The sequence below is a fragment of the Gordonia sp. NPDC003950 genome (genome assembly GCF_053605205.1).
Genome location: NZ_JBSGIT010000014.1, coordinates 56,002 through 77,071, shown reverse-complemented (window position 1 = coordinate 77,071; position 21,070 = coordinate 56,002). Strand labels below are relative to the sequence as shown.

General features: G+C 68.5%; 21 protein-coding genes. 17 read left to right on the top strand and 4 right to left on the bottom strand.

The features are described 5' to 3' along the window. The first annotated feature begins 35 nt into the window (after positions 1-35). The 7 genes from typA (at position 36) to cofG (ending at position 9,137) form a co-directional block, all read left to right on the top strand. The gene (gene typA, locus ACWETB_RS14065; RefSeq protein WP_348807226.1) at positions 36-1,946 is read left to right on the top strand and encodes a translational GTPase TypA; all 1,911 of its coding nucleotides are present in this window, start codon (positions 36-38) and stop codon (positions 1,944-1,946) included. A 113-nt stretch (positions 1,947-2,059) separates the two neighbouring features. After that, a complete protein-coding gene (locus tag ACWETB_RS14060; RefSeq protein WP_452211729.1) occupies positions 2,060-3,943 on the top strand; it encodes an ABC transporter family substrate-binding protein in 1,884 nt (627 codons plus the stop codon). Then, a complete protein-coding gene (gene mshB / locus ACWETB_RS14055; RefSeq protein ID WP_449743081.1) occupies positions 3,940-4,812 on the top strand; it encodes an N-acetyl-1-D-myo-inositol-2-amino-2-deoxy-alpha-D-glucopyranoside deacetylase in 873 nt (290 codons plus the stop codon). Before ACWETB_RS14060 ends, mshB begins: the two co-directional genes overlap by 4 nt. Then, positions 4,812-5,186: a facilitated glucose transporter gene (locus tag ACWETB_RS14050; RefSeq protein WP_449743080.1), complete on the top strand. Its 375-nt coding sequence runs from the start codon at positions 4,812-4,814 to the stop codon at positions 5,184-5,186. Before mshB ends, ACWETB_RS14050 begins: the two co-directional genes overlap by 1 nt. Before the next feature lie 76 nt (positions 5,187-5,262). Further along, on the top strand, positions 5,263-6,387 hold the full coding sequence (locus tag ACWETB_RS14045) for an FO synthase (protein ID WP_452211726.1): 1,125 nt from the start codon (positions 5,263-5,265) through the stop codon (positions 6,385-6,387). Then, complete coding sequence (locus tag ACWETB_RS14040; RefSeq protein WP_452211724.1) at positions 6,384-7,883, top strand: flavin-containing monooxygenase; 1,500 nt, start codon at positions 6,384-6,386, stop codon at positions 7,881-7,883. The genes ACWETB_RS14045 and ACWETB_RS14040 overlap by 4 nt, the downstream gene beginning before the upstream one ends. A gap of 9 nt (positions 7,884-7,892) precedes the next feature. Beyond that, on the top strand, positions 7,893-9,137 hold the full coding sequence (cofG, locus tag ACWETB_RS14035; RefSeq protein WP_348807231.1) for a 7,8-didemethyl-8-hydroxy-5-deazariboflavin synthase CofG: 1,245 nt from the start codon (positions 7,893-7,895) through the stop codon (positions 9,135-9,137). 28 nt (positions 9,138-9,165) lie between these two features. Here cofG and ACWETB_RS14030 read toward each other — a convergent pair whose 3' ends face one another. Next, positions 9,166-9,534 (bottom strand): rhodanese-like domain-containing protein, encoded by a 369-nt coding sequence (locus ACWETB_RS14030; RefSeq protein WP_348807232.1) that lies wholly within the window; start codon positions 9,532-9,534, stop codon positions 9,166-9,168. Between the two features lie 11 nt (positions 9,535-9,545). Further along, positions 9,546-10,196, bottom strand: coding sequence for a cupin domain-containing protein (locus ACWETB_RS14025; RefSeq protein WP_348807233.1), 651 nt, complete (start codon positions 10,194-10,196; stop codon positions 9,546-9,548). Positions 10,197-10,555: 359 nt separating this feature from the next. Between ACWETB_RS14025 and fdxA the strand changes: the two genes are divergently transcribed. After that, positions 10,556-10,888, top strand: a complete 333-nt coding sequence (fdxA, locus tag ACWETB_RS14020; protein ID WP_348807259.1) for a ferredoxin — start codon at positions 10,556-10,558, stop codon at positions 10,886-10,888. A 9-nt stretch (positions 10,889-10,897) separates the two neighbouring features. Then, on the top strand, positions 10,898-12,001 hold the full coding sequence (gene dapC / locus ACWETB_RS14015) for a succinyldiaminopimelate transaminase (RefSeq protein ID WP_348807234.1): 1,104 nt from the start codon (positions 10,898-10,900) through the stop codon (positions 11,999-12,001). A 19-nt stretch (positions 12,002-12,020) separates the two neighbouring features. Here the strand turns inward: dapC and dapD are convergent, their stop codons facing one another. Both dapD and ACWETB_RS14005 read right to left on the bottom strand, forming a co-directional pair. Next, a complete protein-coding gene (gene dapD / locus ACWETB_RS14010) occupies positions 12,021-12,986 on the bottom strand; it encodes a 2,3,4,5-tetrahydropyridine-2,6-dicarboxylate N-succinyltransferase (protein WP_348809083.1) in 966 nt (321 codons plus the stop codon). Positions 12,987-13,059: 73 nt separating this feature from the next. Then, positions 13,060-13,335: a hypothetical protein gene (locus tag ACWETB_RS14005; protein WP_452211720.1), complete on the bottom strand. Its 276-nt coding sequence runs from the start codon at positions 13,333-13,335 to the stop codon at positions 13,060-13,062. A gap of 222 nt (positions 13,336-13,557) precedes the next feature. Here ACWETB_RS14005 and ACWETB_RS14000 point away from each other — a divergent pair, with 222 nt between their 5' ends. The 8 genes from ACWETB_RS14000 to ACWETB_RS13965 all read left to right on the top strand — a co-directional run bounded on the left by ACWETB_RS14000 (position 13,558) and on the right by ACWETB_RS13965 (position 20,951). Continuing rightward, the gene (locus tag ACWETB_RS14000) at positions 13,558-14,064 is read left to right on the top strand and encodes a DM13 domain-containing protein (RefSeq protein WP_348809117.1); all 507 of its coding nucleotides are present in this window, start codon (positions 13,558-13,560) and stop codon (positions 14,062-14,064) included. Positions 14,065-14,118: 54 nt separating this feature from the next. Further along, positions 14,119-15,213, top strand: a complete 1,095-nt coding sequence (gene dapE / locus ACWETB_RS13995; RefSeq protein ID WP_449743271.1) for a succinyl-diaminopimelate desuccinylase — start codon at positions 14,119-14,121, stop codon at positions 15,211-15,213. Positions 15,214-15,235: 22 nt separating this feature from the next. Beyond that, positions 15,236-16,066: an LOG family protein gene (locus tag ACWETB_RS13990; RefSeq protein ID WP_348807237.1), complete on the top strand. Its 831-nt coding sequence runs from the start codon at positions 15,236-15,238 to the stop codon at positions 16,064-16,066. Continuing rightward, entirely contained in the window at positions 16,063-16,602 is a 540-nt protein-coding gene (locus ACWETB_RS13985) for an LOG family protein (RefSeq protein WP_348807238.1), read from the top strand. Before ACWETB_RS13990 ends, ACWETB_RS13985 begins: the two co-directional genes overlap by 4 nt. A gap of 57 nt (positions 16,603-16,659) precedes the next feature. Continuing rightward, positions 16,660-18,438, top strand: a complete 1,779-nt coding sequence (locus ACWETB_RS13980; RefSeq protein ID WP_452211718.1) for a long-chain-acyl-CoA synthetase — start codon at positions 16,660-16,662, stop codon at positions 18,436-18,438. Between the two features lie 61 nt (positions 18,439-18,499). Continuing rightward, positions 18,500-19,378, top strand: coding sequence for a dihydropteroate synthase (folP, locus tag ACWETB_RS13975; protein WP_452211716.1), 879 nt, complete (start codon positions 18,500-18,502; stop codon positions 19,376-19,378). Beyond that, entirely contained in the window at positions 19,375-20,439 is a 1,065-nt protein-coding gene (locus ACWETB_RS13970) for a glucosyl-3-phosphoglycerate synthase (RefSeq protein WP_348807241.1), read from the top strand. Before folP ends, ACWETB_RS13970 begins: the two co-directional genes overlap by 4 nt. A 50-nt stretch (positions 20,440-20,489) precedes the next feature. Then, positions 20,490-20,951, top strand: coding sequence for a DivIVA domain-containing protein (locus ACWETB_RS13965; RefSeq protein ID WP_348807242.1), 462 nt, complete (start codon positions 20,490-20,492; stop codon positions 20,949-20,951). The last annotated feature ends 119 nt before the right edge of the window (positions 20,952-21,070 follow it).

The following is a 21,070-nucleotide window of genomic DNA, read 5'->3' as shown; positions in this document are numbered from 1 at the left end:
CGTCGGCCCACCCCAAGCACACGAAAGAGATCTCAGTGAGCGCTGCTCCCAACTTCCGCAACGTCGCGATCGTCGCGCACGTCGATCACGGCAAGACCACGCTGGTCGATGCGATGCTCCGGCAGTCCGGGGTGTTCGGTGAGCGCGCCGAGCTCGTCGACCGCGTCATGGACTCCGGCGACCTCGAACGCGAGAAGGGCATCACCATTCTCGCCAAGAACACCGCGGTGCACCGTCGTCAGCCCGACGGCACCGAGGTCGTCATCAACGTCATCGACACCCCGGGTCACGCCGACTTCGGCGGCGAGGTCGAGCGTGGTCTGTCGATGGTCGACGGTGTGGTGCTGCTCGTCGACGCCTCCGAGGGGCCGCTGCCGCAGACCCGCTTCGTGCTGCGCAAGGCACTCTCGGCGTCGTTGCCGGTGATCCTGGTGGTCAACAAGACCGATCGCCCCGACGCCCGCATCTCCGAGGTCGTCGAGGAAACCCACGACCTCCTGCTCGATCTCGCCTCCGATCTCGACGAGGAGGCCGCCGCGGCCGCCGAGCTGGTGCTCGATCTGCCCGTGCTGTACGCCTCGGGCCGGGCCGGCATCGCGAGCACCGTCGAACCGGAGAACGGTCAGGTGCCCGAGGGAGAGAACCTCGACCCGTTCTTCGACGTTCTGCTCGAGCACGTCCCGGCGCCCAAGGGGGATCCGGACGCCCCGCTGCAGGCCCACGTGACCAACCTCGACGCGTCGCCCTTCCTCGGGCGTCTCGGGCTCGTCCGCATCCACAACGGCACCCTGAAGAAGGGCCAGACCATCGGATGGTGCCGCGAAGTCGACGGCGAGCCCGTCGTGGAGCGGGCCAAGATCACCGAACTGCTGGCCACGATCGGCGTCGACCGGGCACCCGCCGAGTCCGCGGTCGCCGGCGACATCGTCGCCGTCGCGGGCATGTCCGAGATCATGATCGGCGACACCCTCGCCGACGCCGAGAACCCGGTTCCGTTGCCGCGCATCACCGTCGACGAGCCGGCCATCTCGGTGTTCATCGGGACCAACACCTCCCCGCTCGCCGGCCGCGTCAAGGGCCACAAGCTGACCGCCCGCATGGTCAAGGACCGGCTGGATTCGGAGTTGATCGGCAACGTGTCGCTGCGCGTGCTCGACATCGGCCGCCCCGACGCGTGGGAGGTGCAGGGCCGTGGCGAGCTCGCCCTGGCGATCCTCGTCGAGCAGATGCGCCGGGAGGGTTTCGAGCTCACCGTCGGCAAGCCGCAGGTGGTCACCCGCAAGGTCGACGGCAAGGTGCACGAACCCTTCGAGCACCTGACCATCGATGTCCCCGAGGAGTATCTCGGTGCGGTGACCCAGCTCCTGGCGGCACGCAAGGGCCGGATGGACCAGATGAACAATCACGGCACCGGATGGGTCCGGATGGAGTTCACCGTGCCCTCGCGCGGCCTGATCGGTTTCCGGACCGACTTCCTCACCGAGACGCGCGGCACCGGCATCGCCAACGCCGTCTTCGACAGCTACGGCCCGTGGGCCGGCGAGATCCGGGCGCGGCACACCGGCTCGCTGGTCAGTGACCGGGCGGGCACCGTCACCCCGTTCGCGATGATCCAGCTCGCCGACCGCGGAACCTTCTTCGTCGATCCCGGCGACGACACCTACGAGGGTCACGTCGTCGGCATCAATCCGCGTGCGGAGGATCTCGACATCAACGTGACCCGCGAGAAGAAGCTGACCAACATGCGTCAGTCGTCGGCGGACGTGATGGAAACCCTGGCCAAGCCGATGCAGCTGGATCTGGAGGGGGCGATGGAGTTCTGCGCCGGCGACGAGTGCGTCGAGGCGACCCCCGAGGTGGTGCGGGTGCGTAAGGTGCACCTGGATGCCACGACCCGCGCCCGGGAACGGTCGCGCGCCAAGACACGCGACGCCGCCGCGGGCTGATCCGCGCGAGGCGTTGAGGTCGGGGGTCATGCAGGTGTGGGGGTGAATGGTTGGTGGAGGAGCAGGCACGGGTGCACCCACGGGAGAGTTCGAGGTGGCGTCGGTGGTCGCTGATGACGGCGGTCGTCGTCTCGGTCCTCGCGATGGCCGGGTGTACCGCCGACCCGCCACCGCCCGTGCGCGACACCGCCACCCCGCAGACCCCGGCCGAGTACCCGAACGAGAAAACCATCTACGTCGCCACCGAATCGATCGGTGCGGGATTCAACCCGCATCTCGGTGCCGATCAGAGCCCGGTGACCACGGCCATCGCCGCGATGACCCTGCCGAGCGCCTTCCTGCCCATCCAGACGCCCGACGGGGTGGTGTGGCAGCGCAACGATGCGGTGGTCACCTCGGCGGAGGTGACCTCGACGAGCCCGTTCACCGTGACCTACCGCATCCAGACGAACGCACAGTGGTCCGACGGGCTCCCCGTCACCGGGGACGACTTCAACTACCTGTGGCAGCAGATGTCGCGGCAACCCAATGTGGTGGCCCCCGCCGGGTACCGGCTGATCGATTCGGTGACGTCGAGTTCTGGCAGCAAGGTCGTCGAGGTCCGGTTCGCCCAGCCCTATCCGCGGTGGCGTGAGTTGTTCACCGATCTGCTGCCCAGCCACGTCCTGCGCGGCGCACCGGCCGGTTTCCAGACGGGCATGGACTCCGGGAAACCGGTGTCGGCCGGTCCTTTTCAGGTGTTCTCCATCGACACCACCCGCGACGAGGTGCGGTTGATCCGCAACGACCGCTACTGGATGACGCCGTCGACGCTGGATCAGATCGTGTTGCGGCGCGCGGGTACCGACTCGCAGATGATCGATTCGATCCGCTCCGGCGGTTCGGCGATGGCCACGGTCGGTGCCGGTCCGGCCACCTCCGCCGAACTGGCGGCGGTACCCGGCGTGACCGACCAGCGCAGCCCGACGTCGCGGGCCCTGACGATCAGCGTCAACGCCCGGACCCCGGTGATGAGCCGGGTAGAGGTCCGCCGCGCGATCCTCGGCATGATCGACACCAACCTCGCGACCCTGGCCGGCGCCGGTGACCGGGTGGTGGCGCAATACGCGAACACCGTGTACGCGCCGACCGATCCGGGATATTTCCCGGTCACCCGGACGCGTCCGGGCCCCGAGGCCATCGACGGTCTGCTCGCGGCGGCCGGATACCGGCGGGGAGCGGCGGCGTCGAACACTGCATCGAGCACTGCGTCGAACACGCCGGCGAGCGGCACGGCCTCCTCGGCCCCCACCTCCGGGTCGGCGAGTACCACCGCCCCGTCGTCCCCGGCCGACGAGTCCGCTCCGGAGTCGTCGGAGCCGTCGTCGACCACCACGATCCCGGCGGTTCCCGAAAGTGTTGCGCCGTATCAGCGCGACGGCCAGGACCTGGTGGTGCGGGTGGGCTCGATCAGCGGTGATCCGCGCTCCACGTCGGCGGCGTCGAACATCGTCGATCAGCTCCGTGCCAACGGGGTCCGCGCGGTGGTGGTACCGCTGCCCAACAGCGACCTCTACGGTGTCGCGCTCACCGAGTCCCGGGTCGATCTCGTCGTCGGCTGGACCGGACTGGGGGTGCCGCCGGCCGCGGCCCTCGCCTCCCAGGTCGATTGCGACCAGCCGAAGCCGGGAACCGAACCCTCCTTGTCGACGCCGCCGACCCCGACGAGTGTCGCGCCGAGTCAGGATGCCTCCGGTGCCGACAGCGTCTACGCCAGCAACATCTCGGGCGTGTGCGATCCGGCACTGATCGACCTTGCGCGAGCGGCACTCTCGGCCGAAGACCCCACCGACCTGCTCAATGACGCGGAGCCACTGCTGGCGGACGCGGCGATCTATCTGCCGCTCTACCAGGACAGCATGGTGGTCGCGTTGACACCCGCGGTCACCGGGGTGCCGCTGTCCGGACCCATCCAGGTCTCCGTCTACGGGACCGCGGCCACCTGGGATGTGCGATGACCCCGTCACGACGCCTGTTGCTCCTGCACGCCCATCCCGACGACGAGACGATCATGACCGGCGGCACCATCGCCCGCCATCTGGCGCAGGGCGTCGACGTGCGGGTGCTCACCTTCACCCTCGGTGAGGAGGGCGAGGTCATCGGCGACGAGTGGGCCCGGCTCGTCGCCGACGGAGGTGCCGATCAACTCGGCGGCTACCGCATCCACGAACTCACCCGCGCCCTGGCCGAACTGACCCCCGAGGGTCGGGAGCCACTGCGTCCGCGGTTTCTCGGCGGCGCCGGACGCTGGCGCGATTCCGGGATGGCGGGCACCCCGTCCGCCGAGCATCCCCGCGCCCTGGCCCAAGCCCCCTTCGAGGAGGTGGTGGCGGCACTGGTCGACGAGATCGTCGAATTCGACCCTCAGGTCGTGGTGACCTATGACGCCGCGGGCACCTACGGGCACCCGGACCACAAGACCGTGCACGAGGCCTCGGTGGCGGCTTTGCCGATCGCCGCCGCCCGCACCGGACGACAACCCGCGGTGTATGAGTCGGTGACGGAGCGAACGGCCCTGTCGGTGGGTCTGGCCGCCGCCGCCGACCGCGTTCCGCACGGCTGGCGGATGCCCGCCGACGGGGAGTTGCCCGATTACCCCGATGATCAGATCACCACCGAGATCGACGTCACCTCCGTGCTCGACCGCAAGGCGGCAGCGCTCGCGGCGCACGCCACCCAGGTGACGGTCTCGGCGTCGGGCACCGAGTACGCGCTGTCCAACAACATTCTGCAGCCCGTGTTCACCCACGAACATTTCATCCGGCGCGACGCGGCGCAGGCCGCGGGGACACGTGCCACCGACCTGTTCGCCGGGGTGGCGCGCTGATGCGTCCGGTCGACCGGATCCTGCTGGGGCTGCTGATCCTCGACGGTCTGGTCGTCGGTCTCCTCTCGGTCGGATTCTGCTACCTGCGGTTCTGGGGTCAGCCGATTCCCGTGGTGGCCGTCGCGGCCGGGATGGTCAACGTTGTGCTGCTCTGGCTGGCCGCTCGTCACACCGACGGGCCGCTGCGGTTCGGCCCGCTGGTGGCGTGGCTGATCGTGGTGCTCGTCGCCGCGTTCGGCGGGCCGGGCGGCGACGCCGCGCTCTACCTCGGCGGGACCACCGTGGCCGCCACGCTCATGCTGGTGGTGTTCGGTCTGGGTCTGCCGGTGGTGCTCATCTGGTCGGGGCGTTTGCCGGAACCGGACATCGAATAGGGCGGACGCCGGGTGACGCCACCGGGATGGGACCGGCGTCAACAGTCGGTGATCGGACGACGGTTACAGTGTGGACATGGTTTTGCGCGCGTGGGCGACCGATCGTCTCGCCCCCGTCGAGCAGGTGACGGCGGCGTTGGCCGCGGTGACCGCCGACCCGGTCGACGTATCGGACGAACACTGGGTCGCGCTGCTCGGTGCCGACGGCACGGCGCTGGAGCACCTGTGTGCACTCGCCGATACCGCCCGCCGCCGGGTCACCGATCCCGACTCACTGACCTTCGTCGTCAATCGGAATCTCGATACCGCCGTGGCCGCGACGCTTCCGACGCGGGGGCCGTCGCTGGGGGACCTCGTGCTCGAGGCGGTGGACGGCGGCGCAACCGAGATCTGCATGCAGGGCGTCTTGCCGGAAGATGCCCCGGCCGATGGATATCTCCGTTTGATCGAGCGGATCACCGCGGCGGCGCCGGTGCATCTGCACGCGTTGCGGCCGCCGGAAATCCGCGACGGTGCCCGCCGGATGGGTATCGGCATCGACGACTTCCTGCGCAAAGCCCGTGATGCCGGGCTCGGATCGGTGCCGGGCACCGCCGCGCAGGTCCTCGACGACGAGGTGCGCGCCGCGCTGGCGCCGCCCGGGGTCCCCAGCGCGGTCACCGAGTGGACCGAGGTCATCGAAGCGGCGCATCGGGTGGGGCTGTTCTCCACCGCGACACTGCTCTACGGGCATCTCGAGACGCCCGCCCACCAGGTGGCCCACCTTCGAATTCTCTGTGACATCGCCACGCGGTCAAAGGGATTCAGCGAATTGATCCTGATGCCGATGGTGGCGCAGAACACGCCGGCGCATCTGCGTGCCGAGGCGGTGGCGACGGCGTCGACACGGGAGACCCGTGCGTTGCACGCCGTCGCCAGGTTGATGACCCTCGGGTGTTTCGACCACCTGCAGGTCGCCTGGACCAAACTCGACGCCGACACCGTCGACGCGCTGCTCGCCGGCGGTGTCGACGACATCGGGGGAGTGCTGCTCGACGGCATCCTGTTGCCGCAGGCCGGTGCCGAGGCGGGCCGCGTCCTCGACGTCGAGGCCCTCGCCGGGTTCGCGGACCGCGGCGGGCGGATTCTGCGGCAGCGGACCACCGCCTACACCGACCCCGCGCCCGACCGCCTGCTGCGACTCGACGGGGCCGTTCGGTGACCGATACCATCGTCGACGTCGCCATCGTCGGAGCCGGCTTCGCCGGGATCGGGCTGGCGACCCACCTGGCCCGGCGCAGCACCGAATCCTTCGTCGTGCTCGAACGCGCCGACGCGGTCGGCGGAACGTGGCGCGACAACGTCTACCCGGGAATCGCCTGCGACATCCCGGCACATCTGTACTCCTTCTCGTTTCTCCCGCCCGCCGACTGGACGTCGGTGTATCCCAGCGGCGCCGAGGTCCGCGCCTACCTCGAACGGACCGTCGACGACGAAGGGCTCTCCGCGAGTATTCGTCTGAACACCGAATTGACCTCGGCGCGTTGGGATTCCGTAGAACGTCTGTGGCGGTTGACGACGGCGGGTCCCAGCGGTGCGGGCCGGTTGCACGCCCGTGTGCTGACGTTGGCGGTCGGTAGATTGTCCGAGCCCGTCATCCCTGACATCGACGGGTTGGCCACCTTCGACGGACCGGTGATGCACACCGCCGCATGGGATCACGCCCTCGACCTGTCCGGCATGCGGATCGGCGTCGTGGGGACCGGGGCGTCGGCGGTGCAGGTCATTCCGCACCTGGCCGACGTCGCCGACGAGCTGGTGGTCTTCAGCCGGACGCCACCCTATGTGGTGCCCCGTGACGACCGGGAACTCGACGCCGACGAGCGTGCCCGGCTGCGGGATCCGCGGGCCGCCGCACAATATCGCGACGAATTGTTGGCCACCGCCGACGCGGCGTTCGCCCAACGCCTGCGACTGCATCCGGACATCGACGAGATCCGCTCCCGCGCACTGGATCACCTGGCATCGCAGATCACCGATCCGGTGCTGCAGGCCGATCTCACCCCCGACTACGAGATCGGCTGCAAGCGCATCCTGTTGAGCGACGACTTCTATCCGACACTGTTGCGCGAGCACGTCGTCTTCGAGGCCAGCGCCCTCGAATCGGTGTCGGAATCGAAGGCGAGGGCCGCCAGCGGACGCAGTCACGACCTCGACATCCTGGTCATGGCAACGGGTTTCGAGGCGGCCCGACCGCCGGTCGCCACCCGGATCACCGGCCGCGGCGGGCATCTGCTCGCCGACCACTGGGCCCACGGGATGGTGTCCTACGCGTCGACGGTCGTCAGTGGGTTCCCCAACATGTTCGTCCTCGACGGCCCGAACGCCGCACTCGGCCACAACTCGGCGATCTACATGATCGAAACGCAACTCGATTACCTCCTCGGGGCGCTCGATCACCTGGCCGCCGACCCCACGCCGCTGGAGGTGACCGCCGCCGCCGAGCGGTCCTACACCCGCGAGATCGACGCGCGCGCCGCCGACACCGTCTGGCTGACCGGTTGTGACAGTTGGTATGTCGACCCCGACAGTGGTCGCCTGACGCTGCTGTGGCCGGGAACCGCGGCGTCCTTCCGGGAACGCAACGGCACTTTCGACCCGGCGCCCTTCCGCCACCCCGGCCACCCGGAATCGTCGCCCACCGACGCAGAGGAGTGACACCTGAGCATGCCCGCACCCGACATCGCCGCCGCACTCGAGCAGGCGCGCACCCGGACCGACCTCGACGTCGACGCCGTCGCCGCGCTCTTGTCCTGTGCCGGTGACGATCTGCAGTCCCTGCAGCGGATCGCCGGCCGGCTCCGCGACGAGGGTCTGGCCGCCGACGGCCGCGGCGCCCAGGTCACCTACTCACGCAAGGTGTTCATCCCGCTGACCCGACTGTGCCGGGACCGCTGCCATTACTGCACCTTCGTGACGATCCCCGGCAAGCTCACCCGCGCCGGTCAGGGCATGTACCTCGACCTCGACGAGGTCGTCGACATCGCCCGCAAGGGTGCCGAACTCGGTTGCAAGGAAGCATTGTTCACCCTCGGTGACCGTCCCGAGGACCGGTGGCCGCAGGCCGCGGAATGGCTTGCCGAGCGGGGGTATGCCTCCACGCTGGACTATGTCGCCGCCGCCGCGGTCGCGGTGCTGACCGAGACCGGCCTGCTGCCGCACCTGAATCCCGGCGTGATGAGTGCCGAGGAAATGCAGGCGCTGCGTCCGGTGGCCCCGTCGATGGGGATGATGCTCGAGACCACCGATCGCCGACTGTTCACCGAGAAGGGGCAACCGCATCACGGCAGTCCGGACAAGGACCCGCTGGTCCGCCTGCAGGTGTTGCGCGACGCCGGTGCGGTGCGGATTCCGTTCACCACCGGCATCCTGGTGGGCATCGGCGAAAGCCTCATCGAGCGTGCGCGATCCCTCCTGGAGATGGCCGACATCCACCGGGCGGGCGGCCACATCCAGGAGGTCATCGTGCAGAACTTCCGGGCGAAACCCGATACCGCCATGCGCGGCACACCGGACGCCGAGATGACCGAATTCCTCGCCGCGGTCGCCACCGCGCGAGTGGTCCTCGGACCGCACATGCGCATCCAGGCACCACCGAATCTGGTGTCGGCCGCCGAATGCGAGGCGCTGATCGCCTCCGGCGTCGACGACTGGGGCGGGGTGTCACCGCTGACCCCCGATCACGTGAATCCCGAACGGCCGTGGCCGAATCTGGACGCTCTCGCCGAGATCACCGCGGCATGCGGGTTCCGGCTCACCGAACGACTCACCGCACAACCGCGCTATATCCGTGACGGCGCCACCTGGATCGATGCCTCACTGGCCGAACACGTTGCGGCACTGAGTGATCCGAACAGTGGTCTGGCGGCGGACGTGTGCCCGGTGCCGCTTCCGTGGCCGGCGGTCGCCTGAGCGGGCCAGGAGCGTCGAGGTCGAGGCGTCAGTCCGCGATCTGCGCGAGTGCCTGGAATCCGCCGATCACGTCGGTGGCCCGATGAAGTCCGAGTTGCTGCAGCGACGCGGCCGCCAGGCTCGAGGTGTAACCCGCCGAGCACAGGATGATCCAGCGCACGTCATGGTCGACCGCCTGTGGGATGCGGGCGTCGCTGGCCGGATCGCATCGCCATTCCAGGACATTGCGTTCGATGACGAGCGCTGCGGGTACCTCGCCCTCGGCGGCACGTTGGGCCGCCGGACGGATGTCGACGAGGACGGCGCCCGCCTCGAGTTCGGCGGCGAGGTCCTCGGCGGGCAGCCGGACCAGACCGTCACGGGCCCGCAGCAGCATGTCATCGATCGTCATCGCCATGCCCGCCGACGCTACTCCGGTTCATTGGTCAGTTCGGTCCTGGTGCGGCGCAGCGAGCCGCTCTCGGTGACCTCGTAGAACGACATCGCCGTCAACGGCGGCGCATATGCGTGCACGCTCAGGGTGGGACCGGGATGCACGTCGATCGCGGTGTCGTCGCCGCGGCTGTCGGCGTCGAGCAGGTCCCGACGTGGTGGTGTGCTGTCGTGATGCTGCACGTCGTGCACCCAGCCCAGCGGGAAGGCCGCCTGGTCACCGGCGGTCAGGATGCGCAGGGCCAGGTCGTGTCCGGTCCAGCGGTACTCCCGCAGGTCGCCGGACAGAACCGTCAACGCACCCAGGGAACCGGCGTGGTCGTGCAGATCGGTGGAGCGGTCCGGGGTCCAGCTGATCAGCCACAGGTCCAGGTCGTCGTCGGACTCCAGGCGCGTCGACCAGCGTTCCACCGGGTCCCAGGACTCGGGGAGCAGGTGGTCGTATCGGCCGTCGATGACGTCGGCGACGCCCTGATCGGTGATGCGGAGCAGGTCGGCGGGGCGCAGGCGTGTCGGGAGGTTCGCCGTCGGGCGGGAGCGTCCGGCGCCGGCATGGGTGCCGGTGCCGGTGCTGGTGCCGTGGTCTCGGCTGGCGATGGCTCGGCGGGAGGGCAGGGTTGCGGTCATGAGGTCTCCTGGGTTCTACGGGTTGGTGGTCGCAGGGCGGGACATTCGACAGCGCCGGCGACACCAAAGCGATGGAGTGCTCACGTCGACCAGGGTGAATGCACGCAGATGTTTGCGCGAGGGTTGTCGTCATGGTGAGCGCAACGGGCAGGTGGTGTGATTTACACCTCAGGTGCGGGCGGTGACCAGGGGCGGGTGTCGAAAGCGACGGTGCCGGGGGCGATACTGTAGGACGACACGTGTGCGTGGCGTGAGCTGCCGTGCCACCACCCGCGTCGGGTGCGACCAGCCCTCGCACCGTCGATCGGCCGTTGACGAGGTGACGTGCCGACCCGAGAGCGTTTGCAGCGAAGGAGTGTCTGGTGACCTACATCATCGCGGAGCCCTGCGTGGACGTGATGGACAAGGCATGTGTGGAGGAATGCCCGGTCGATTGCATCTACGAAGGTGGTCGCAGTCTCTACATCCAGCCGGATGAGTGTGTGGACTGTGGTGCCTGCGAGCCGGTGTGTCCGGTGGAGGCGATCTTCTACGAGGACGACATCCCGGATGAGTGGGAGCCGTATCTGAGCGCCAATGCCGACTTCTTCGACGACCTGGGATCGCCCGGCGGTGCCAGCAAGGTCGGCAAGACCGATTACGATCCGCCGTTCATCAAGGAACTGCCCCCGATGAACACCGACGAGGACTGAGTTCGCACAGTGAGCCGTCGCCGCGTCAGCGCCGCGCTGCCCGACTTCCCGTGGGACACCCTCGCCGACGCGAAGGCGTTGGCGAACTCGCATCCCGACGGGATCGTCGATCTGTCCGTGGGTACCCCGGTGGATCCGGTCGATCCGCTGATCCGGGAGGCGCTGTCCGGTGCCTCGGAGTTTCCCGGGTATCCGACGACCGTCGGGACGCCCGCCCTGCGGGAGGCCGCCGCCGCGGCCCTGACCCGCCGTTACGGCGCCACCGGGCTCGACGAGTCGTCGATCCTGCCGGTCATCGGTACCAAGGAGGCCATCGCCGGGGTCGTCTCGCTGCTCGGGGTCACCGCCGGTGACACCGTGGTGATCCCCGAGGTGGCCTATCCCACCTACGAGGTGGGTGCGCTGCTGGCCGGCGCCACGCCGGTGCGCGCCGATTCGACCGTGGCGCTCGGCCCGATTCGTCCGGCCGTGCTGTTCCTCAACTCGCCGTCGAACCCGACCGGCAAGGTGCTCGGCGTCGATCACCTGCGCAAGGTGGTCGAGTGGGCGCGCGAACGTGACACCGTCGTCATCTCCGACGAGTGCTACCTCGGGCTGTCGTGGGATGCCGAGGCGGTCTCCATCCTCGATCCGCGGGTCAGTGACGGTGATCACCGCGGATTGCTCGCGGTGCACTCCCTGTCGAAGATCTCCAACCTCGCGTCCTACCGCGCGGGCTTTTTCGCGGGTGACCGCGACCTCGTCGCCGAGTTGCTGGCGGTGCGCAAACACGCCGGACTGATGGTGCCCTATCCGATCCAGGTTGCGATGACCGCGGCGCTGACCGACGACGGGCACGTCGACGCACAGCGCAAGCGGTACGAGACGCGACGTGCGGAACTCGCGGCGGCAGTGCGTGCCGCGGGCTTCACCATCGATCACTCCGAGGCCGGGCTGTATCTCTGGGCAACGCGTGGTCGCAACGGTCGTGACACCGTGCGGTGGCTGGCAGAACGCGGGATTCTCGCGGCGCCCGGCGACTTCTACGGGCCCGCCGGTGTCGACCATGTGCGGATCGCGCTCACCGCGACCGACGAACGGATCGCGGCCGCGGTGGCGCGGCTGGCGGAGTGACCCGCCACCGGTAGTTCTGTCAGTTCTTGTGCAGTGCCGCGTTGAGGGCGATGCCGTCGCCCTTCCACGCCACCACCTCGACCGCACCGGTGAGGCTGTTGCGACGGAACAGCAGGTTCGACTGGCCGGCGAGGTCACGTGCCTTCACGGTGGTGCCGTCCGGGCCGGTGACCTTGGTGCCGGCGGTGACGTACAGGCCGGCCTCGATGACGCAGTCGTCGCCGAGCGGGATGCCGCAGCCGGAGTTCGCGCCGAGCAGGCAGCGCTTGCCCAGGACGATGCGTTCCTTGCCGCCGCCGGACAGGGTGCCCATCGTCGACGCGCCGCCGCCGATGTCGGAGCCGTCGCCGACCACCACGCCCGCCGAGATGCGGCCCTCGACCATCGATTCGCCGAGGGTGCCGGCGTTGAAGTTGACGAAGCCCTCGTGCATGACCGTGGTACCGGGTGCCAGGTGGGCGCCGAGACGGACCCGGTCGGCGTCGCCGATCCGCACGCCGCCGGGTGCGACGTAGTCGACCATGCGGGGGAACTTGTCGATGCTGTACACGGTGACCGCGCCGCGTGCCTTCAGGCCGGCACGCACGGTTTCGAAACCGTCGACCGCGCACGGACCGTGATTGGTCCAGACGACGTTGGCGAGTTTGCCGAAGATCCCGTCGAGGTTCGCGCCGTGTGGTGCGACGAGCCGATGCGACAGCAGATGCAGGCGCAGGTAGACGTCGTAGGTGTCGATCGGTTCGGCGTCGAGATCGGCGATGACGGTCGAGACGGCAACGGTCTTCACGCGGCGGACGGCGTCCTCGCCGACGAGCGGGGCGAGGGTGGCCGGGATCGCGGACTCGGAGAGGATCTCGGTACCGCTCTGACCCTCGGCTCCCAGTGCCGGCTCGGGGAACCAGACGTCGAGAACGACGCCGGGATCACCGGAGCCCCCGTTGGTCACGGTGGCGATTCCTACTGCGTGTGCACCATTGTTCGTCACGGGGATTGAGCTTACCGGTCAGCCGCGCCCGGGCTTGACGGTGCCGGGCGCGGTCGCGATCCTCCGGTCGGCTCTAGCTGCGGTAGTCCCGCTGATAGTGCCGCTTGTCGGTGTCGGTGTAATCCGGGACCAGCGCGCTGTGATGGAGCTTGCGTCCCATCGTCGTCATCATCACGGCGGTGACGCCGAAGCCCACCACCGTCACCACGGCGGCAATGATTCCGAGCACGGTGTGCCCACCGGCGAACGCCACCAGCGTGATCGCCAGTGCCGCGAACGCGACGAGCATCAGGACGAAGGCACCGACTCCGGCCGGATGTTGGCCATGGGTGTCATGATGAGCGGACATGATGATCATCTCCTTGTAGTGGATCACCCGCTTCACTTCCAGTCTACGACTTCGGCGCCGACCCGTGGCCGATTGGTCCGGATTGATCAGATCATCCGAACGGTGGAAGTTCCTGGTCGGCGGCGGACCGCGGCCGTAGGGTCGACGGGCATGAGGCCCCCCGAATCGCGTGTGACACAGGCCGGTACCGCACCGGCCCGACGGCGTCGTCGATGGCCGTGGATCCTCGGGGGAGTGGGGATCGTCGTCATCGTCGGAATGGTCATCGGCGCGGTGATCTTCAAACCCTGGCTGATCTTCGTCAACACCGAGGTCGCCGACGAGATCCCGGTTGCGGTCAGCGCCGCGCCGGGCGGGGACGCGCCGACCGGTTCGCCGGTTGTTCTCTCCGGGGGAGAGTTCATCAGCCACGAACACGATACCACCGGATCGGTGTCGGTCATCGAGAAACCGGATGGCTCAAGGGTTCTCGCGATCGAGAACCTGGACACCACCACCGGTCCGGATGTGCACGTCTGGTTGTCGGCCGGCGAGGTGATCCCGGGGTTCTCCGGGTGGCGCACCGCGGGCGACGCGGCGTACGTCGATCTGGGGCCGATCAAGGGCAATCGCGGCGATCAGGTGTACGAGATCCCGGCGGGGACCGATCTGGCCACCTACCCGGCGGTGGTGTTGTGGTGCGTGCAGTTCAGCGTGTCCTTCGGCGCCGCGGAGTTGCACACGGTCTGAGCCGGTCGTCGCCGACGGCCGATCCGGCCGGGCTACCGTGGACCGGTGACCGACATCCCCGAGCTGGACCTGCATGCCGATCCCGTCGAACTGACCGCCGCCCTCGTCGACATCCCGAGCGAATCGCGCGACGAGTCGCTCATCGCCGACGCCGTGGAAGCCGCCCTGCGCACCCAGACAACGGGATTCGAGATCGTCCGACGTGGCAACCAGGTGCTGGCCCGGACCGACCGCGGCCTGGACAGCCGGGTGATCCTCGCCGGGCACCTCGACACCGTCCCGGTCGCCGGGAACCTGCCGCACCGGCGCACCGTCGACGACGCCGAGGGCGATGTGCTGCACGGCTGCGGCACCGTCGACATGAAATCCGGTGACGCGGTCTTCCTGCATCTGGCCGCGACGCTGGAGAACCCGGCCCACGATCTGACGCTGATCTTCTACGACTGCGAGGAGATCGCCGCGGAGTTCAACGGTCTCGGGACCATCGAGCGCGAGTTGCCGCAGTGGCTCGCCGGTGACGTCGCGATCCTCGGCGAGCCCACCGCCGGTCAGATCGAGGCGGGCTGCCAGGGCACCCTGCGGGTGCGATTGAGCGCCACCGGCACCCGTGCGCACTCGGCGCGAGCATGGATGGGCGACAACGCGATTCACAAGCTGGGCGATGTGTTGACGACGCTCGCCGACTACCGGCCCCGGTGGGTCGACATCGACGGCTGCGAGTATCGGGAGGGGCTCTCGGCGGTCGGGATCGGCGGTGGCGTGGCCGGCAACGTGGTCCCCGATGCGGCCTTCGTTGACGTCAACTTCCGCTTCGCCCCCGATCGCAGCATCGAGACCGCGCTGGAACATGTGCGTGCGGTGTTCGCCGGTCCGCTCTCGACCGGTGCGGTCACCATGGAACTGACCGACTCCGCCTCCGGGGCCCTTCCGGGGCTGTCCCATCCGGCCGCCGCGGCACTGGTCGCGGCGGCGTCGGGCCGCTTCCGCGCGAAGTACGGCTGGACCGACGTGTCACGGTTCTCTGCCCTCGGCATCCCGGCGGTCAACCTCGGCCCGGGGGACCCGAGCCTCGCGCACCGCGTCGACGAACGGGTGCCGGTGGCCCAGATCCGGGAGGTCACCGATCTGTTGCGGGCCTATCTGTCCTGATCGGGCGGATACCGTTGCGGTCATGACGAACCCAGGTGACGACGAGACCACACGAGAACTCCGCGTCGACGACGACCAGGAGGGCACCCGTTACGTGGGTCCGATGCGGATCCGTCAGGGCGAGGCCCCGGAGAAGACCACCGACCGCCGGTTCCTCGAGTGGGTCGATCCGCGCGATGCCGCCCTGCGCGCGGATCGCACGATGCGCGACTCCTGGCGGGTGCTGCGCATCCAATCGGAATTCGTGGCCGGTTTCGACGCGCTCAGTGAGGTGGCCGAGGCGGTCACCGTATTCGGTTCGGCCCGCTCGGCGCCCGACTCCGCGGAATACGCGCTCGCGGTTGAGGTCGGCCGGGCGCTCGGCGAGGCCGGGTATGCCGTCATCACCGGCGGCGGTCCGGGCGCGATGGAGGCCGCCAACCGGGGTGCGTGTGAGGCGTCGGCGAAGTCCATCGGGCTCAACATCGAACTGCCCTTCGAGCAGCACCTCAATCCCTGGGTCGACGTGGGCATGAACTTCCGTTACTTTTTCGTCCGCAAGACGATGTTCGTGAAGTACGCGCAGGCATTCGTGTGTCTGCCCGGCGGATTCGGCACGCTCGATGAACTCTTCGAGGCGCTGACCCTCGTGCAGACCAAGAAGGTCGTCCGGTTTCCGATCGTGCTCGTCGGCCGCGAGCACTGGTCCGGACTGCTGCAGTGGATGCGTGAGGTGCTGGTGGCCAAGAAGATGGTCTCCGCCGACGACCTCGACCTGCTGCATGTGGTCGACGAGCCGGCGGAGGTGGTCGCGATCATCGCCGCGGCGGCCGCGCAGCGCGATGCCGCACGTGAGACAGGGGGTGGGCAATGAGTGTGATCTGTGTGTATTGCGCGTCGGGCCGGCATGTGGCGCAACCGTTTCTGGACCTCGCCGCCGATCTGGGAACCGCGATCGGCGCGGCCGGACACACCCTGGTGTCCGGCGGTGGCAACGTGTCGATGATGGGTGCGGTGGCCACCGCGACCCGCGCCGCGGGCGGTCACACCGTCGGCATCATCCCGCGGGCGCTGATGGCACGAGAGGTCGCCGATCTCGACGCCGACGAGTTGGTCATCACCGAGACCATGCGCGAGCGCAAGAAGATGATGGACGACCGCGCCGACGGATTCATCACCCTGCCCGGCGGCGTCGGCACCCTCGAGGAACTGTTCGAGACATGGACCGCGGGATTCCTCGGGATGCACGACAAACCCGTCGTGATGCTCGATCCGGTCGACTTCTACGCGCCCCTGCTGTCGTGGCTCGGTGATCTGGTGGGTCAGGGGTTCGTCGCACAGAGTTCGCTGGATCGCCTGCGGGTGACCGATTCGGTGGACGACGCTCTGGCACTTGCTACTGCCCGGTAAGATAGCCGCACGCACCCGCGAAACACCGTCGTCGTCCACGGAGAGCGAGAACCTCGAATGTCGTCCCACGACACCCCATCGGTCGTCGGAGTCTCAGATCTGGTCAAAGGCGTCCTGAAGATGGCGCCGCGGGCCCATCAGATGATCAAGCATGCGCCCGGACTGATCCGGCGGCCCCCGGATGCCAAACGTACGATCGGGTCGATCTTCCAGAATCATGCGAGCAGCCACCCCGACCGGCCGTTCGTCCGCTTCGGCGGCAAGACCACCACCTACGGTGAGGCCAACCGCACGGTCAATCGGTACGCGGCGGTCCTCGCCGACAAGGGTGTGAAGACCGGTGACGTGGTCGCCATCCTGGCCAAGAACTCGGCCACCGACCTGCTGATCATGCTCGCCACCGTCAAACTCGGCGCCGTCGCCGGGATGCTGAACTACAACCAGCGCGGCTCGGTCCTCGAACACAGCATGAACCTGCTCGGGGCGCGGGTGCTCATCCACGATCCCGACTGCGCCGAGGCCTTCGAATCGATCGCGGACTCGGCGCTGCCCGACCACGTCCTGACCTTCGCCGACCTCGACGAGGAGACGACGGGCAAGCCGGAGACCGATCCCGAGGTCACCGCCACGCTGCCCGCCTCCACCGAGGCGTTCTACATCTTCACCTCCGGCACCACCGGGATGCCCAAGGCCAGCGTGATGAGCCACAACCGCTGGTTGGCGAGCCTGTCGGGAATCGGCGGACTCGCGGTCCGACTGCGCGCCAGCGACACCATGTATGTGCCGCTGCCGCTCTATCACAACAACGCCCTGTCGGTGTCGCTGTCCTCGGTCCTCGCGGCGGGGGCCTGCATTGCCATCGGCAAGCAGTTCTCGGCGTCGAAGTTCTGGGACGACGTCATCCTCAATCGTGCCACCGCGTTCTGCTACATCGGCGAACTGTGCCGCTATCTGCTGGCGCAACCGGAGAAGCCCACCGACCGGACCCACGGCGTTCGGCTGGTCGTCGGCAACGGCATGCGACCGGACATCTGGGACGAGTTCCGCGACCGTTTCGGCATCGACCGGATCGTCGAGTTCTACGGCGCCAGCGAACTCAACCTGGTCTTCGTCAACGCCTTCAGCGCGAGCCGCACGGCCAGCTTCTGCCCGCTGCCCTACGCGATCGTCGAATACGACGAGGACGGCAAGCCCAAACGCAACGACAAGGGACGGTTGACCAAGGTCGGGCGCGGCGGTACCGGCCTGCTGCTGTCCGGCATCAACGACCGGGTCCCGATCGACGGCTACACCGATCCGGCCGAGACCGAGAAGAAGATCGTCCGCGACGCCTTCAAGGACGGCGATGCGTGGTTCAACTCCGGCGATCTCGTCCGCGATCAGGGCTTCAGTCACATCGCCTTCGTCGATCGTCTCGGCGACACCTTCCGCTGGAAGGGCGAGAATGTCGCCACCACCGAGGTCGAGGCGGGCCTCGACGGAAGTCCGATGGTGGCCCAGTCGGTGGTCTTCGGGGTCGAGGTCCCGGGTGCCGACGGCAAGGCGGGGATGGCGGCGATCACGATCCGCGAGGGCGAGAGCTTCGACGGCGCACAGTTGGCCAAACATCTCTACGACGCCCTGCCGAGCTACGCGATGCCGCTGTTCGTCCGGATCGTCGGCGCGCTGGAGGCGACCTCCACCTTCAAGAACCGGAAGGTGGAGCTGCGTGAGGAGGGGTACTCCAAGCCGGGCGATGACCCGCTCTACGTGCTCGCCGGCCGGGACAAGGGCTACGTCGAGTTCTACGAGTCCTACCCGGACGATGTCGCCGCGGCCAAGGCACCCAAGGGCTGACGCGACCTCACCGGGACGACGCGGCGACCGCGTGCAACTGCACTCTCCGTAGGCTGTCGGCATGTATGGACAGACCTTGTGCGGGCGCCCGGTCGCCGTTGACCGTGCGCTGGTGATGGCCATCGTCAACCGCACACCGGACTCCTTCTACGACCGCGGCGCGAGCTTCTCCGACGCGGCGGCGCAGGCGCGGATCGACCAGGTGGTCGCCGAGGGCGCCGACATCGTCGACATCGGCGGGGTGAAGGCCGGACCGGGCGAGGAGGTCGATGCCGCCACCGAAGCGGCGCGCGTGGTGCCGATGATCGACTGGATCCGCTGCCGGTACCCGGATCTGCTGATCAGCGTCGACACCTGGCGTTCGGAGGTCGCCGATGCCGCATGCGCGGTGGGAGCCGACCTCATCAACGACACGTGGGCCGGAGCCGACCCCGATCTGGTGTCGGTCGCCGCGGCCCGCGGCGCGGGCATCGTCTGCTCGCACACCGGTGGCGCGGTGGTCCGTACCCGCCCGCACCGGGTCGGATACGGCGATTCGGTGGACGCGGTGGTGGCCGACGTGCTCGACGCGGTGACCTCCGCGGCACGCCGCGCCGAGGCCGCCGGGGTGGCCCGAGACTCGATCGTGATCGACCCGACACACGATTTTGGCAAAAACACTCACCACGGTCTGGCCTTGTTACGCCACGTAAAAGATCTTGTTAAGAGCGGCTGGCCAGTGCTGATGGCACTGAGCAACAAGGATTTCGTGGGGGAGACTCTGGGTGTGGATCTCGCACATCGGGTGGAGGGCACACTCGCGGCCACGGCTCTGAGCGCCGAACACGGCGCACGGATCTTCCGCGTCCACGAGGTCGCCGCCACCCGACGTGTGGTCGACATGGTCGCCGCGATAGCGGGCACACGGCCTCCAGCCAGAGCAGTCAGGGGACTCGCATGACCAAGAAGGTACGTCGAACCCAGAATCGTCGAACGATCGCCGGACGCACCACGTCCGGTTCCACCGGCCGCGACAAGGCGGCGATGTGGCCCGCGTCCGCCGACACCTCCGACGCCCGGAGCGGGTGGTCGACCACGCACACGTGGGAGAAACCGGACTGGACCGTCGAGGAACTCGTCGAGGCCAAGGACGGTCGCACCGTGTCGGTGGTGCTGCCCGCACTGAACGAGGAGGAGACGGTCGCCGACGTCATCGCGACCATCCGCCCGCTGGTGGGCACGCTGGTCGACGAACTGATCGTGCTGGACTCCGGGTCCACCGATGCCACCGCCGAACGCGCCACGATGGCCGGCGCGCAGGTGATCAGCCGCGAGGAGGCGGTGCCCGAACTCGAACCCGTCCGGGGCAAGGGTGAGGTGCTGTGGCGCTCGATCGCCGTGGCCACCGGCGACATCATCGCCTTCGTCGATTCCGACCTCATCGACCCGGACCCGATGTTCGTGCCGAAGATGCTCGGACCGCTGCTGGTCAACCCCGACATCCAGCTGGTCAAGGGGTACTACCGGCGCCCGCTGCGAACCGGTGGAACCCAAGACGCCAACGGTGGCGGCCGCGTCACCGAACTCGTCGCCCGTCCGCTGCTGGCCTCGCAGAAGCCCGAGCTGACCGCCGTCCTGCAGCCGCTGGGCGGCGAGTACGCCGGCACCCGCGAAATGCTGTCGTCGGTACCGTTCGCACCGGGCTACGGCGTGGAGATCGGCCTGCTGATCGACACCTACGATCGATACGGACTCAACGGGATCGGTCAGGTCAATCTCGGGGTCCGCACACACCGGAATCGTCCGCTCATCGAACTCGGCGTGATGAGCCGGCAGATCGTCGGCACGCTGATGCGACGATGCGGCATCGAGGACTCCGGGGTCGGACTCACACAGTTCACCGCCGAACCCGACGGCACCTTCACCCCGCACACCACCGAGGTGTACCTCGAGGACCGTCCGCCGATGAAGACGCTGCGCGCGGTCGACATCGACTCCGACGGCGAGGAGATCGCCTCCTGATCCGCCGGTCGCGGGGCGGCTCCCACCCGCCGGTCTGACACGATGGTGTGATGCAGACCCTCTTGCTGTACCTGCTGATCATGGCTGTCGTGGTGGCCGTCATCTTCGCCGTGGTCTGGTTCGTCTTCGGCCGCGGCGAAGATCTGCCGCCGATCGACGACTCGGCCACGCTGACGCGTCTGCCACGCAACGGGATCCACGGATACGACGTTCGTGCGCTCACCTTCGCGCTCACCGTGCGTGGCTACAAGCAGAGTGAGGTCGACTGGGCGCTGGCGCGGCTGGCCGACGAGATCGACGATCTGCGTGCGTTGGTTCAACAGCTGCAGGATGCGCGTGACACGGTCTCGGTCGGGTACCCCTCGGCGGGGATTCTCGGGCGGCACGAGGCCGATGACGCCGCACCTGCCGCCACCGACAGCGCTCCGGTGCAGCCGGTCACCGGCCCCGCCGCGGCGCCGACCGACGCCGACACGATCACCCCCGACGCCGATGACGTGCCCGAACCCTGACACACGGGCCGCCTCCGCGCGGTCCGGCCCACGCGGCCACGTATCATGACTGTGGCGGCAGCCACCATGACCGGCCGAGAGTCGATCGTCGTGGTTGCCGGATGCACTCGGCGACACAG